Source organism: Enterococcus sp. DIV0183, assembly GCF_050541505.1.
GTDB lineage: Bacteria > Bacillota > Bacilli > Lactobacillales > Enterococcaceae > Enterococcus > Enterococcus faecalis.
The window spans coordinates 2,492,515-2,505,469 of the sequence record NZ_CP172932.1 but is presented as its reverse complement, the minus strand read 5'-3'; the positions used below and the strand labels follow the sequence as shown (position 1 = coordinate 2,505,469).

Sequence of the window (12,955 nt, the reverse complement as noted above, 5' to 3'; positions counted from 1 at the left end):
AGAAATGATGGAAAGAAAACTTTTTGCATTTGATATTGATGGGACGTTGTTAAATTCGGAGAAGAAAGCATTGGATAGCACGAGAGAAGCGCTAGCAAAATTGCGGGAGCAAGGACACTTAGTTACGCTGGCAACTGGCAGAAGTCGTTATATGGCGCAAGAGGTGATTTGGGATTTAGATTTTACTAATTACGTATTATGTAATGGCGCCGCGGCTTTTGTGGATCATGAGCAATATTATCAAAATTTATTGCACGCTGAAGCGTTGGAACGTTTGGCACAAGACAGTGATCAACGCGGCTTAGGATTTGCTTGTGTGGGCTTAGATGATATTAAGAAGAGCAACCAGCACCGTGCTGAAAAAATGGAAATTGCGATGAACTCTTTTCATTTTCATTCACCTGCTTATGATGAACACTTTTATCGTCAAAATGATATTTACCAAGCGCTGGCTTTTTATGACGCAGAAGATCAGTGTACGTTTGAAGAAGAATACCCAGAATTTCGCTTTATTCGCTGGCATCAACATAGCGTAGATGTTGTGCCTAAAGATGGCTCAAAATCAGCTACGTTAACGTATTTAGCTAAACGTGTGGGCATTGATGCAAAAAATATCATTGCCTTTGGGGACGGCGAAAATGACCGAGAAATGTTAAGCCATGCAGGGATTGGCGTCGCAATGGGCAACGCGAGTCCTTCCATTCAAAAAGTGGCCACAATGGTCACAGATACAAATGATAATGATGGGATTTGGAAAGCCTTAAAAGAAATGAAGGCCATTTAAAAAAACTGGGCCGTTTGTCTGAAAACAAACGGCCCAGTTTTTTTTATTCGATGACTAAAACGCCCTCTTTTAAAGCAAATGGATTTTCTTTGTTAATATGATCGTAGAACATAATGCCATTAATATGATCAATTTCATGTTGAACCACAATCGCTTCGTAGTTTTTTAAACGAACTTTGTGTTTTTCGCCAGCCATGTCAAAATAACTGACGGTAATTTTGTTATGACGAACAACATACCCAGGCACATCCCGATCGACAGATAAACAGCCTTCCCCTTCACCTAAACATACATCTTGCACAGAATGGCTCAAAATTTTAGGGTTGTACATTACCGTACTTAATGAAGGCGTTTCGTTTTCTAGGTCGTTACTAGGAACATGGACAGCAATAATTCGTTTAGAAATATCTAATTGTGGTGCAGCTAAACCAACGCCACCACGTAATTGTAATTCTTCGGCTTTGACTGGATCTTGACTATTTTTTAAGAAAGTCAACATGTCTTCGCCTAATTGTCGGTCTTCCTCAGTGATAGGGACAGGCACTTCTTCTGCCACAGCACGAAGTGTGGGATTCCCTTCGCGAATAATATCTTTCATTGTAATCATTCAATGGTTCCTCCTTTGAAACATAAAAAAATTCTTCTTTTATTTATTCATGCGCTGAAATAATCAGTTGTTTACCACCATTTAGTGTATCACAAAATCACTAAAAAAGGGGCTAGATTGTTTAAAAAAACTATCGAATAATAGAGATTAAGCTTGCATTTTAGCGGTGTTTCCTGTAAAGTAAGCTTGTGTGGAAACACACCATCTATCACTTGGTTTAGCGAGTCACCAACGCTTCACTCAGTGATCAGACGAATAATAGAGAAAGAGGTGGAACAAATGGCAATTTCACAAGAAAGAAAAAACGAAATCATTAAAGAATACGCACGTCATGAAGGAGATACTGGTTCTCCAGAAGTACAAATTGCTGTCTTAACTGAAGACATTAACCAATTGAACGAACATGCGCGTACACACAAAAAAGATCACCATTCTTACCGTGGTTTAATGAAAAAAATCGGTCACCGTCGTAACTTGTTAGCTTACTTACGTAAAACTGACATCCAACGTTACCGCGAATTGATCCAACGTTTAGGATTACGTCGTTAATCATTACGTATAAAGCGAGGTTCAATCAGAATCTCGCTTTTTATCTTATTGTCACTATTGAAGGTCCTCTTTGGAAAGTTTTTAGGAACTACTAACCAAATGAAAGAGCAGCAACGACTTGTTACTTTTTCATTTGTTTAGTAGCCGTCTGACTTTTCCAAAGAGCAAGAGTAAAGGAGAAGAATTATGACAGAAAAACAAGTCTTTAAAACAACTTGGGGCGGCCGCCCACTAGAAGTAGAAATCGGCCAATTAGCCAAACAAGCCAATGGAGCTGTCTTAGTACGTTACGGCGATACGGTCGTTTTAAGTGCTGCTGTTGCCTCTAAAGAAGCAAAAGATGTAGACTTTTTCCCATTAACTGTAAACTATGAAGAAAAAATGTATGCGGTAGGAAAAATTCCTGGCGGCTTCATTAAACGTGAAGGTCGTCCAAGTGAACGTGCGACATTAACCGCTCGTTTAATCGACCGTCCTATTCGTCCAATGTTCTCAGAAGGCTTCCGTAACGAAGTCCAAATCACGAACATCGTTATGAGTGTGGAGCAAGACTGTACACCAGAAATGGCTGCAATGTTTGGGTCTTCCTTAGCGTTAGCAATTTCAGATATTCCGTTTGATGGACCAATTGCTGGTGTTGACGTTGGCCGTATTAATGGCGAATATGTTTTAAATCCAACGGTAGAACAAGCAGAACAAACAGATATTGAATTAACTGTTGCTGGAACAAAAGAAGCCATCAATATGGTTGAAAGTGGTGCCAAAGAAGTATCAGAAGAAGATATGTTAGGTGCCTTACTTTTCGGTTTTGATGCCATCAAAGAACTAGTAGCGTTCCAAGAAGAAATCGTTGCCGCTGTAGGTAAACCAAAAATGGACGTGGACTTATTACAAGTGGACGCTGATCTTAAAAAAGAAATTTTTGATGCATACTACAATACAATGAAAACAGCCGTAATGACGGAAGAAAAATTAGCACGTGAAGTTGAAATTGACAAAGTAAAAGATACAGTCAAAGAAGTTTACGCTGAAAAATTTGCGGAACACGAAGAAGAAGCGCAATTACTAAAAGAAGTGAAACAAATTGCGGAAGATCTTGAAAAAGATGTCGTACGTGAGTTAATTACGATCGATAAGATTCGCCCGGATGGCCGTAAATTAGACGAAATTCGTCATTTATCATCAGAAGTAAGTATTTTACCACGTGTGCATGGTTCTGGCTTATTTACTCGGGGTCAAACACAAGCTTTGTCCGTTTGTACATTAGCGCCTTTAGGGGAACATCAAATTATCGATGGGTTGGGTGTCCAAGATAGCAAACGTTTCATCCATCATTATAACTTCCCACAATTCTCTGTTGGTTCAACAGGACGCGCGGGCTCACCAGGTCGTCGTGAAATCGGTCACGGTGCGTTAGGTGAACGTGCCTTAGCACAAATTATTCCATCAGAAGAAGACTTCCCTTACACAATCCGCTTAGTAGCAGAAGTGTTAGAATCAAATGGTTCTTCTTCACAAGCAAGTATTTGCGCGGGAACATTAGCATTAATGGATGCGGGTGTGCCAATTAAAGCGCCAGTTGCAGGTATTGCAATGGGTCTTGTTAGTGATGGCGAAAACTATACAATCTTAACAGATATTCAAGGTTTAGAAGACCACCTTGGCGATATGGACTTTAAAGTAGCAGGAACGAAAGACGGAATCACTGCTTTACAAATGGACATCAAAATCCAAGGAATTACAGAACAAATTTTAACGGAAGCATTAGACCAAGCGAAGAAAGCACGGATGGAAATTCTAGAAGAATTAACAACAACGATTGCTGCTCCTCGTGAAGAATTAAGTCAATATGCACCGAAAATTGAAATGATTCAAATTAAACCAGCGAAAATTAAAGATGTCATTGGTAAAGGTGGCGAAACAATCAACAGCATCATTGATGAAACTGGCGTTAAGATTGATATCGATCAAGACGGTAACGTAAGTATTGCTTCATCAGATGCTGAAATGATTAAAAAAGCCATCAAGATTATTGAAGAATTAACCAAAGAAGTTGAAGTCGGTCAAGTTTACTTAGCAAAAGTTGTCCGCATTGAAAAATTTGGTGCGTTTGTTAACCTAATTAAAGGCAAAGATGGCTTGATCCATATTTCTCAATTAGCAAACGAACGTGTGAACAACGTTGAAGATGTCGTGAAATTAGGCGACGAAGTCCTTGTCAAAGTAACTGAAATTGACAAACAAGGCCGTGTCAACGTGTCAAGAAAAGCATTATTAAACGAAGAAAACAAAGAAAAATAATTTCTTTTTAAACCAACGAAAACCAAGGAAGCTTCCTTTCTTTTCGTTGGTTTTTTCGTTGAAAACAAGCCCTAAAAAAGAAATGATAAAAAAAGCTAAAGACGATCGCCAACTCTTTTGTTTATAGTCAATTAGTGGTAAAATTAATACTATCAGTCTGAAGAATATCTGGGGTGTCTTTGTGAAAAAATTTAATCCAAATAAAAATATAATCATTACCTTAATTTTAGTCATTATTTTAGTAACCATTATTAGTTTAACTGCTGCGCAACGTTCTGAAAAAGGCAAAACCAATGTCGTTCAAGGTGGCGTCAATAATAGCGTTAGTATGGTGGACCGTGTGATTTCTTTTCCAGCTCGTGTGGTGGAAAATGGCTTGTCTTCAATGGGCAATTTAATTAACACGTTTAAAGAAAACGAACGTCTAAAAGAAAAAATTGATAGCTATAATGAATTAGCTGTCCAAAACAATAACTATAAACGCGAAATTGATAGTTTAAAACAAGAATTGAATCTGAACGAAACGTTAGCCAACTATGAAAAAGTAACTGCGAATGTCATTACGCGTTCGCCGGATACTTGGCAAGACTTATTAATTATCGATAAAGGAACCAATGACGGCATTGAAGCGGGCATGGCGGTCATGGCGCAAAAAGGGTTAGTGGGGCGTGTTATTGAAGTCAATGCAACGACTGCAAAAGTGGAACTACTAACGTCTAAAAATGTTAACTCGAACCATTTCCCTGTGCGAGTAACTTCCGCAAATGGCGAATCATTTGGTTTACTTAAAAATTACGACAATAAGACGAATGCATTAATTGTGTCACAATTAACTGGCGATGCCACTCTGAAAGAAGGCGATGTCGTTCAGACTTCTGGCTTAGGTGGTAATTCCCCAGCCGATTTAGCGGTAGGGACAGTTATTAAAGTGAAACCAGATAGTTTTGGTTTAGATCGTGAAGTGTATGTGAAACCTTATGCGGATGTCTATGGGATCTCCGTTGTGACGGTCGTGAAAAGATCGGCAGGGGAAAGCGAATGATTCGGAAAGAGTATTTAAAATACGTCACGCCTATTCTCTTGTTTTTCTTAATGTTAATTGATGCTCATTTAACAAAGTCTTTTGAAACGTGGACAAGTAATGTTTACTTCGCCAGTTCTCATCTGTTATTACTTGCGTTTATGTTTGCCGTTCCTAATTTTTCTAAACGTTATTTATTAATTACTTCGTTAATTTTAGGCTTTATTTGCGATAGCTACTACATTGGCATTATCGGGATTTATACAGTCGCACTGACACTTTCGGTTATGTTGATGTATACATTTAAAGAAGTAATTCAAACAAATTTACTAACTGGTTTTTTTGGGATCGTTATTTTTACCACGTTGTATGAACTGATTGCGGTACTGATTCAAGTGGCCTTTCATTTAGCGGATGTCAGCCCGATTTTATTTATTACACGTGTGTTGGGCCCTACACTGCTATTGAACATGGTGTGGTATGTTATTTTATCTTATCCGCTGAAAAAACTGTTTTCCGTAAAATAAAAATTGGAAATTTTGTTCGTTTGCGAAAAATGCTCATTTGTTAGCATTTTTCGCTTTTTTTATTTTCTTTAAATAACAAAACGATGAGAAGCTTACCCTGGAGCCTTGAAGAAAGTTGTGAAAAAAGTGAAGCTTTTTTTTGTCATTTACAAGAAGAAAATTGAAATATTACTGTAACATCCATATTATCTCAGTGACATACAGCTATGCTACAATTGCTCTATCGTTGAAAAAGAGAAATTTATTCAAATTTTAATAAATAATAAAAAAGCTTAACAAAAAAGGATTTTCGGAGGACAACAGATTGAAGAAAAGTGTATTATCGGCTCTAATGGTATGTTCCATTACATTAACAAGCGTAGCGTTGCCATCCGCAGCATTTGCAGATGAATACGATACAAAGATTCAACAACAAGATCAAAAAATTAATGCGTTAACTAGCCAAATGTCAGATGCAGAAGCAAAAGTTGCCGCGATTGAAAATGATATGGTTGAAACGGCCAAACAAATCGATACATTAACAGCTAAAAAGAACAAGCTATCATCAGAAGTATCTAAATTATATAGTGAAATTTCTGATTTGAATGTCCGTATTCAAAAACGTGAAGTACAAATGACAAAACAAGCACGCGATGTCCAAGTGAATGGTCAAAGTGATTCAATTATTGATGCTGTCTTAGATGCAGATTCAGTAGCAGATGCAATTGGTCGCGTTCAAGCGGTCTCAACAATGATGAGCGCCAACAATGAATTACTAGAACAACAAAAAGAAGACAAAGCGACTGTTGAAAAGAAAACAAAGAATGTTGAAAAACAAATTGCTGAATTAGAAGCAGCAACAAAAGAACTAAATGACAAAACAGAATCATTAAAAACATTGAAGATTCAACAAGAAGTGGCTAAAAATGATTTAGAAGCGCAACGTTCTGAAGAACAAGGGAAAAAAGACGGCTTCATTAAACAGAAAAAAGAAGCGGAAAAACGTTTAGCAGAAGAACAAGCACGCCAACGTGCAGCTGCTAAAAAAGCAGAAGAACAAGCGGCAGCGCAAGCACAAGCCGCAGCACAAAAAGCGGCAGCAGAGCAAGCGCAAGCAACAAAAGCAGCCAATGAGGCAGCAGCATCAGCCGCTGAAGAAAAAGCCGCAACACCAGCAGTAGAATCATCAACAACTACTGAAAGTACCACAACGCAAGAAACAACAACTTCAAGTACTGAAACAGAAAGTGTTGTAACAACACCTGTGGCAGCAGCACCTGAAAAAGAAAAAGAAGTTCCTGTAACTAACCCAACGACTCCTGAAAAAGGTAATGAAGCAAAACCAGGGAATGGTGGCGTGACTTCAGGAAAACAAGCCGCAATTAATGCAGCTTTAGCAGATGTTGGTAATTCTTATGCAACAGGTTGGAATCAACCAGGCGAATGTTTAGTATCTGTTCGTCGCTGGCTAGCGGCAGGCGGTATTAACTTCGGTTATGGTGGTCCAAACAGTGGCTATGTTGCTTCTGGCGCAACACAAGTTAGCTGGAGTAACGTGCAACCAGGCGATGTTGTTCAATATGAAAGTGCCTATAGTCCAGATAGCTGGATTGGTGGCGTGCATACTGTCTTAGTTACAGGTGTAAGTGGTGGAAGTGTCCAAATCGTTGAAGCGAACAACCCAGGAGGTTCTGGTTATGTTTCTTCTAACTCTAACTGGTCACCAGCACCACCAGCAGGATTCCGCGCTGTTGTATGGCGTTTTCCAGGCTAAATAGTCATCTATTAATAATTGATAACAAGGAGTGGTAACTAACAAAAATCGTTAGTTGCCGCTTTTTTTATTCATTTAATTTTAAATATATGCATAAAATGTATCTGAAAATATTGTAATCTGGCCGTTTTTTTGCAATTATAGAGGTATATACATATTAGGAGCGGAGGAATCAGCATGAGCGGAACGCACGATACAAAACAAGCAATCGCTTCAGCTTTAATAGAATTATGTGAACAAAAGGATTTTCGTAAAATAAGTGTCCAAGATATTACCAAAAAAGTGGGCTTGAATCGCCAAACATTTTATTATCACTTTACAGATAAATATGATTTATTACGTTGGATTTATCGTCACGATGCATTGATTTACTTAGAAACAGATATTTGTTTGGAAAACTGGGAGGAACAAGCCCTGAAGTTATTAAAAGCGATTAAAGAGAAGAGTCATTTTTACTATACAACGGTGACCTCAGATTCAGAAGTTCTTCTTAATGTTTTTTCCGCTTCGACCAATCGCTTATTTATATCATTATTTGAACAAGTCGATGTTGAGAACCATTTAACAGATAAAGACAAACAATTTTATGCGAATTTCTTTTCCTATGGATGTAGCGGCGTCTTAACGAAATGGATTCTTGAGGAATATCCTCAGACTCCTTTGGAAATGGCGACGCAATTATTCCGTTTAGCGAAAGATACAGAATTTATGGCTTATCATTTGTATGAACAAGAAGCCAATGAGTAATGTGTGAAGGATAAAAAGTTTTATGAAGGAGTGAAACGTTGTGGTAACTGTGTTATTTGTTTGTTTAGGCAATATTTGTCGCTCGCCAATGGCAGAAGCGATTTTTCGTCAGAAAGTCCAACAAGCTGGTTTAGAATCGACTATTCAAGTATTTTCAGCAGCTACTAGTCACTGGGAAGTTGGCAGTCAGCCACATAAGGGAACCAGAAAAATTTTGGAGCAACAAGGAATTTCCTATCAAGGAATGCGGGCGACACAAATCCAGCCAAGTGATTTTAAAAAATATGACTATATCATTGGGATGGATGCGAATAATGTGGCAGATCTAAAAGCATTAGCTCCTCAAGAAGAGCAACGGCGGATTCATTTATTTATGGAAGTTGTGGTTGGTAAAGAAACCATGGACGTACCTGATCCTTATTATACTGGTGATTTTGAGGAAACTTACCGCTTAGTGGAAGCAGGTACCTCAGAATGGTTGAAAAAAATAAAAGCACAGCTGAAAGATTAGGACTATAGTCCGATAGTACTTTCTGTTTCCCCTTGGTACAATAGTGTTAACAAATTGTTCAGGGAAAAAGAGACAGGAGGGAAGTAAGATGAACAGTAGTTATTTATCCTATGTTTTTGAATTGAGTTTGTATTATTTATTGTTGATAATGAGTCTGCCGCTAGTGTATGCTGTCACGTATCATTTATCTTTTAGTAGTATGTATACAAGTGAATGGTTAATGATCTCTGTTTTCTTATCTCCGTTAGTTTTATTATTTGCAGGTATTCGTTATGGTTTTGCTCGTTTGAAACAGCAAGAACGTCAAGCGATGAAATAAAGCAAAAAATCCTTGAAAAGTGTCAAAACTTTTCAAGGATTTTTTTATTAAGCCACCCAATCGGCTAAGGTTTTTTGCTCCAATTGGAAAGCCTTTAACATATCGTCGTTGGCGTCTTTAATAGGCGTCGTTGCTGCTAATGTTCCTTGAACAGCAATTCGCGTCGTTGCTTGTAAATCGCCACAGGTAATTAAGGTAATCATATTTTGACCAGGAACGTCATCAATTAACTCAACACGGGTTGGTTCGATTTTTTCTACAGAAGTTATTTTGTATGTATAAACAGTAGATAAATCAGTGATATAAATGAGTTCGTCTTTTTTGGTTCTTTCTAAAGGTGAAAATAAGGAAACGCCATCTTCCGTTCGATGACTAGCCAAGGCATAATTGTTTTTCCCCATGACTTGATCTTCTTTCATGGTCCCGGCACCAGTTAATAAAGCGACATTTGACAATCCTTTAAAAATGGGCAAATTAATTTCGACACTTGGTATCGCAATGGCACCAATCACAGGTAAGTTTTTGTTTTCAAATTGGGCTTTCATCACCGCTTCTGTGCTCAAGGACTCAACTGAATCAAAGTCAAACGTTGTTTCACGAGCCATATTTTTCTTCACATCGGCTGGTTTCAACTTGCTAACGGCGTACGAGCGGCTATTTTGTTGAACCACCCAACTGCGTATCTGATTGTTAAAAATTAAGGCCAAGCCAATGATAAATAGTAAAACTAATAAACTGTTGATTAACCAATTTTTTCCTCTTTTTTTCTCTTTTGGGCGCATATTCTCCCTCCTTTTAATGTATCAAGTTTACCACAATTTATTTGAAAAACCTATTTATTTTCTTTGGGGAATAGGTAAGCTGGCCGGACCTTAATTTAATAAAAAACAACTGAGCCGATTGATTTTTCAAAAAAATCCTCATTTTGTAATGGAATTTTAAAGTAAAAGAAACAAGCTTTTCTTTTGAAAATATTGTAAAATGGTAAGGAGGCTAGTAGAGGGGAGATGGGAATTTGCTTGATTTAATTTATGTACATATAGATGTAACCAGCAACGCGGTTTTATCTAAAGGAATTACCCATTCCGATTTTGTTCGTTCAATTGTGCATCATCCACAGAACTTACTATTATTAGATCCTTCTGCCGAAGCTGGCGAATACGATATGCATTCAGGCTTGAAAATTATTCGCGGAGAAGAAAGCGTCAATCGCTATTTTCAATCGCTACAACGTCGTTGGATGACTGAAGAGATTAAATGGATTGACTTTTCCGATGTGACGATGCTAAAAGAGCTAACGCCATTAGAAATTTCGGAACTTCTTTATTTTGGACACATGAAGAATAGTTTGCATTCGCCTTTCTTTTATAAGCTACAAAATGATTTTGTCTTTTTTGAATTTGCAGATCAGATGACGCGTGTCTATTATCGTTATATTGATGAATTTTATCGAATCTTTGCTGATAAAATTACACGTGTTGTTTTAGAGAAAGTCAACCAGAAAAAGGCCTTCTTTAAACGAAATACGCCTGTCGAAAAATTAAGTCCTGAATTACTTAAAAATATGAAAGGTATCTTGCAAGAAGGTGTTATTTTTTGCTTCCAACAAACGGAAGTGGATAAAGAAGAATATCGGATTCCTATTTACTTGGTGGAAGATTCACTTAGCAAGATGAAAAATACCTCTTACCAAAAAGAAGAAATTTTGGCAACGCTTGTCTATAATAGTGAAAAACGCATTTGGCACATTGAACAAGAGAATGATTTCGGTGAAATTTTTATGTTGGCCCATGAAGGCTGAGAGAGCTCTAACTTTATCAACTAAAGTAGGGCTTTTTTTTGTAGCTATGATTTGGATGAGAAATCAAGTATAATAAAATGATAAAAAGGAAAGAAGGTTGTTTAATGAAAAAAATACTCTATGGCTCTATGACTGGCTTGGCACTCTTTTTGGTAGCTGGCTGTACATCCAAAACACCTACAGCTGTTTCATCAACAAATGAACAAAAAGAAACAGTAATATCAACTACTGAAACAAGTTCATCCGTACAACAAGAAGCAACGACGACATCAGAGAAGACAAGTGCGGTAGCTGTCTCTTTAGAAAAAGTAACGACAGCATTTGAGAAAAAATATCCAGAAGCTAAAATAACAAGTCTGCAGTTAGATACAGATTTTGGCCGTTATTTTTATGAAATAGAAGGCGTGGATCAGCAAAAAGAATATCAAGTTGAAGTGAACGCAGAAACAGGCGAATTCACAAAAGAAAAAGTTGAAACCTTGGATGCCGATGAACAAAATGGCGTTAAAATGCAAGAAGAGGCACTTGATTTAACAAATATCATTTCCAGAGAACAAGCCACAACCTTGGCTGAAAAAGAAGCGAAAGTCGGCCAGGCAACAGATTGGAAGTTAGAGAAAGAATTAGGAATCACCTATTGGGAAGTGAAAGTGAAAGAGGGCCAACAAAAAATAGAGGTAAAAATCGATGCTCATTCTGGTAAAATTTTGACAACTGAGCGGGACGATTAATGGATAAAAAGTAGCTGGCATGCGTTTGAGTAGGAGTTGATTCCCTTAAATGCTGATCAGCTATTTTTTTGCTTGTTCGACAAACGTGTTTTTCTAAAGTCCCTATGGTAAAATAACGATGTATTAGTGGTTGAGAGCGTCAGAACATAGGAGGAAATTTGTTTGGCTAGAAAAATGGATTTACGTATTTGGGTAGAAGGAACAGTCGTCGCAGCAATGGCAATGGCCCTCTCTTTTTTACCGATTGAATTTGCCAATAGTGGCTTGGACCTATCGTTGGGAATGGTCCCATTAGTTCTTTATTCGTTTCGTCGTGGGTTGCTTCCTGGAGTTGCAGCAGGCTTTGTTTGGGGCATGTTAAATATTATTCTCGGTACAGCCATGAAAAATTTCTTGTCCGTTCCACAGATTATTTTTGAATATCCCTTTGCTTTTGCGTTTGGAGGAATGGGTGGCGTATTCGCTAGAAAAATTCAACTGTATTTTCAAGCGAATCGTTTAAAATCAGCCATTCGTACGATTATTTTAGGAAGTGTTGTCGCAGTCTTCGCCCGCTGGTTTTGGCATTTTTGGGCGGGTGTATTGGTTTGGGGCATGTATGCACCAGAAGGAATGAGCCCATATCTCTATTCCTTTGTTCTAAACGGTACAAGTACCGTCGTCAATTGTTTGTATGTAAGTCTAGTTCTAGGCTTATTGGCAAAAGTAGCACCGCAATTATTTGTTCCTAAGAAATAAGTTGAGTCCTAAGTCAGAAGTTTCATGGGATTTTGACTAAAGTCATAAATAAAAGAAACCACCAACCTGCAATCGCCAGGGTTGGTGGTTTCCATTTATTTTATAAAGACTTCAATATTCTAGTGAATTTGACGTTGGTGACGATTGGCTAACGTGCTGACTTTCATGACAGAAGCAACAGGAATCATGCGCAACTGTTGTTCATCCGTTTGTAAACGAACAACGATATTGTCCGAAATATTTTTTGAGACAATCCAGCCGATCACCGTTTCGAATTTATGCGCTGTAGGGACTTCTTTCAATTGTAAGACCACTAAGGATTTTTGGGCGGCAGCGACTTGGAGCTCTTGTAAAAGCGCACTGCGTTCCTTTTCTTTATTCTTTTGATCTTGAGAATCTTCTAAAAATGCCGAAAAGAAATGTTGGGAAGAGAGCGTAATCAGTTTAGAAATGCTCTTGATGGTAGCTTTATGTTGATCCATTCTTCTGCCTCCTTTACGAATAAAATAGAATAAAACTCAAATGACTAATTACCTGTATTTTACCTAATTTTGTGATAAAATTCA

15 protein-coding genes are annotated in these 12,955 nt (G+C 37.8%); 12 read left to right on the top strand and 3 right to left on the bottom strand.

Going from position 1 to position 12,955, the window contains the following annotated elements:
* Positions 1 to 7 precede the first annotated feature (7 nt).
* Positions 8 to 784: an HAD family hydrolase gene (locus IGK72_RS12140; protein WP_002361040.1), complete on the top strand. Its 777-nt coding sequence runs from the start codon at positions 8 to 10 to the stop codon at positions 782 to 784.
* 43 nt (positions 785 to 827) lie between these two features.
* On the opposite strand, the gene def is transcribed toward IGK72_RS12140, so the two are convergent.
* Entirely contained in the window at positions 828 to 1,391 is a 564-nt protein-coding gene (gene def, locus IGK72_RS12135; protein ID WP_065813779.1) for a peptide deformylase, read from the bottom strand.
* A gap of 279 nt (positions 1,392 to 1,670) precedes the next feature.
* Here def and rpsO point away from each other — a divergent pair, with 279 nt between their 5' ends.
* The 8 genes from rpsO (at position 1,671) to IGK72_RS12095 (ending at position 9,119) form a co-directional block, all read left to right on the top strand.
* The gene (rpsO, locus tag IGK72_RS12130) at positions 1,671 to 1,940 is read left to right on the top strand and encodes a 30S ribosomal protein S15 (protein WP_002354983.1); all 270 of its coding nucleotides are present in this window, start codon (positions 1,671 to 1,673) and stop codon (positions 1,938 to 1,940) included.
* Between the two features lie 186 nt (positions 1,941 to 2,126).
* Positions 2,127 to 4,241 (top strand): polyribonucleotide nucleotidyltransferase, encoded by a 2,115-nt coding sequence (pnp, locus tag IGK72_RS12125; RefSeq protein ID WP_002354984.1) that lies wholly within the window; start codon positions 2,127 to 2,129, stop codon positions 4,239 to 4,241.
* A 181-nt stretch (positions 4,242 to 4,422) separates the two neighbouring features.
* The gene (mreC, locus tag IGK72_RS12120) at positions 4,423 to 5,283 is read left to right on the top strand and encodes a rod shape-determining protein MreC (RefSeq protein ID WP_002383273.1); all 861 of its coding nucleotides are present in this window, start codon (positions 4,423 to 4,425) and stop codon (positions 5,281 to 5,283) included.
* Complete coding sequence (gene mreD / locus IGK72_RS12115) at positions 5,280 to 5,789, top strand: rod shape-determining protein MreD (RefSeq protein WP_002354987.1); 510 nt, start codon at positions 5,280 to 5,282, stop codon at positions 5,787 to 5,789. The genes mreC and mreD overlap by 4 nt, the downstream gene beginning before the upstream one ends.
* Positions 5,790 to 6,120: 331 nt before the next feature.
* The gene (locus tag IGK72_RS12110) at positions 6,121 to 7,542 is read left to right on the top strand and encodes a CHAP domain-containing protein (RefSeq protein WP_002394023.1); all 1,422 of its coding nucleotides are present in this window, start codon (positions 6,121 to 6,123) and stop codon (positions 7,540 to 7,542) included.
* 177 nt (positions 7,543 to 7,719) lie between these two features.
* Positions 7,720 to 8,289, top strand: coding sequence for a TetR/AcrR family transcriptional regulator (locus IGK72_RS12105; protein ID WP_002354991.1), 570 nt, complete (start codon positions 7,720 to 7,722; stop codon positions 8,287 to 8,289).
* A 40-nt stretch (positions 8,290 to 8,329) separates the two neighbouring features.
* The gene (locus IGK72_RS12100; RefSeq protein WP_002365336.1) at positions 8,330 to 8,800 is read left to right on the top strand and encodes a low molecular weight protein-tyrosine-phosphatase; all 471 of its coding nucleotides are present in this window, start codon (positions 8,330 to 8,332) and stop codon (positions 8,798 to 8,800) included.
* Between the two features lie 88 nt (positions 8,801 to 8,888).
* Positions 8,889 to 9,119 carry a hypothetical protein gene (locus IGK72_RS12095; protein WP_002383277.1) on the top strand — a complete coding sequence of 77 codons (231 nt, stop codon included), beginning with the start codon at positions 8,889 to 8,891 and terminating at the stop codon, positions 9,117 to 9,119.
* A 47-nt stretch (positions 9,120 to 9,166) separates the two neighbouring features.
* On the opposite strand, the gene IGK72_RS12090 is transcribed toward IGK72_RS12095, so the two are convergent.
* Positions 9,167 to 9,901, bottom strand: a complete 735-nt coding sequence (locus tag IGK72_RS12090) for a class A sortase (RefSeq protein WP_002354994.1) — start codon at positions 9,899 to 9,901, stop codon at positions 9,167 to 9,169.
* A gap of 233 nt (positions 9,902 to 10,134) precedes the next feature.
* On the opposite strand from IGK72_RS12090, the gene IGK72_RS12085 reads away from it, so the two are divergent.
* From IGK72_RS12085 to thiT, 3 genes are all read left to right on the top strand, one after another.
* Positions 10,135 to 10,920, top strand: coding sequence for a hypothetical protein (locus tag IGK72_RS12085; RefSeq protein ID WP_002354996.1), 786 nt, complete (start codon positions 10,135 to 10,137; stop codon positions 10,918 to 10,920).
* A gap of 77 nt (positions 10,921 to 10,997) precedes the next feature.
* Positions 10,998 to 11,651 carry a PepSY domain-containing protein gene (locus IGK72_RS12080; protein WP_002385242.1) on the top strand — a complete coding sequence of 218 codons (654 nt, stop codon included), beginning with the start codon at positions 10,998 to 11,000 and terminating at the stop codon, positions 11,649 to 11,651.
* Between the two features lie 162 nt (positions 11,652 to 11,813).
* Positions 11,814 to 12,389 carry an energy-coupled thiamine transporter ThiT gene (gene thiT, locus IGK72_RS12075; protein WP_002354998.1) on the top strand — a complete coding sequence of 192 codons (576 nt, stop codon included), beginning with the start codon at positions 11,814 to 11,816 and terminating at the stop codon, positions 12,387 to 12,389.
* Between the two features lie 119 nt (positions 12,390 to 12,508).
* Here thiT and IGK72_RS12070 read toward each other — a convergent pair whose 3' ends face one another.
* Entirely contained in the window at positions 12,509 to 12,871 is a 363-nt protein-coding gene (locus IGK72_RS12070) for a hypothetical protein (protein WP_002354999.1), read from the bottom strand.
* Between the last annotated feature and the right edge of the window lie 84 nt (positions 12,872 to 12,955).

Coding starts and splice junctions, on each gene's coding strand:
- rpsO (WP_002354983.1), top strand. CDS start 1,671: ATGGCAATTTCACAAGAAAGAAAAAACGAAATCATTAAAGAATACGCA.
- IGK72_RS12105 (WP_002354991.1), top strand. CDS start 7,720: ATGAGCGGAACGCACGATACAAAACAAGCAATCGCTTCAGCTTTAATA.
- IGK72_RS12140 (WP_002361040.1), top strand. CDS start 8: ATGGAAAGAAAACTTTTTGCATTTGATATTGATGGGACGTTGTTAAAT.
- IGK72_RS12070 (WP_002354999.1), bottom strand. CDS start 12,871: ATGGATCAACATAAAGCTACCATCAAGAGCATTTCTAAACTGATTACG.
- pnp (WP_002354984.1), top strand. CDS start 2,127: ATGACAGAAAAACAAGTCTTTAAAACAACTTGGGGCGGCCGCCCACTA.
- IGK72_RS12080 (WP_002385242.1), top strand. CDS start 10,998: ATGATAAAAAGGAAAGAAGGTTGTTTAATGAAAAAAATACTCTATGGC.
- IGK72_RS12095 (WP_002383277.1), top strand. CDS start 8,889: ATGAACAGTAGTTATTTATCCTATGTTTTTGAATTGAGTTTGTATTAT.
- mreD (WP_002354987.1), top strand. CDS start 5,280: ATGATTCGGAAAGAGTATTTAAAATACGTCACGCCTATTCTCTTGTTT.
- def (WP_065813779.1), bottom strand. CDS start 1,391: ATGATTACAATGAAAGATATTATTCGCGAAGGGAATCCCACACTTCGT.
- IGK72_RS12110 (WP_002394023.1), top strand. CDS start 6,121: ATGGTATGTTCCATTACATTAACAAGCGTAGCGTTGCCATCCGCAGCA.
- IGK72_RS12090 (WP_002354994.1), bottom strand. CDS start 9,901: ATGCGCCCAAAAGAGAAAAAAAGAGGAAAAAATTGGTTAATCAACAGT.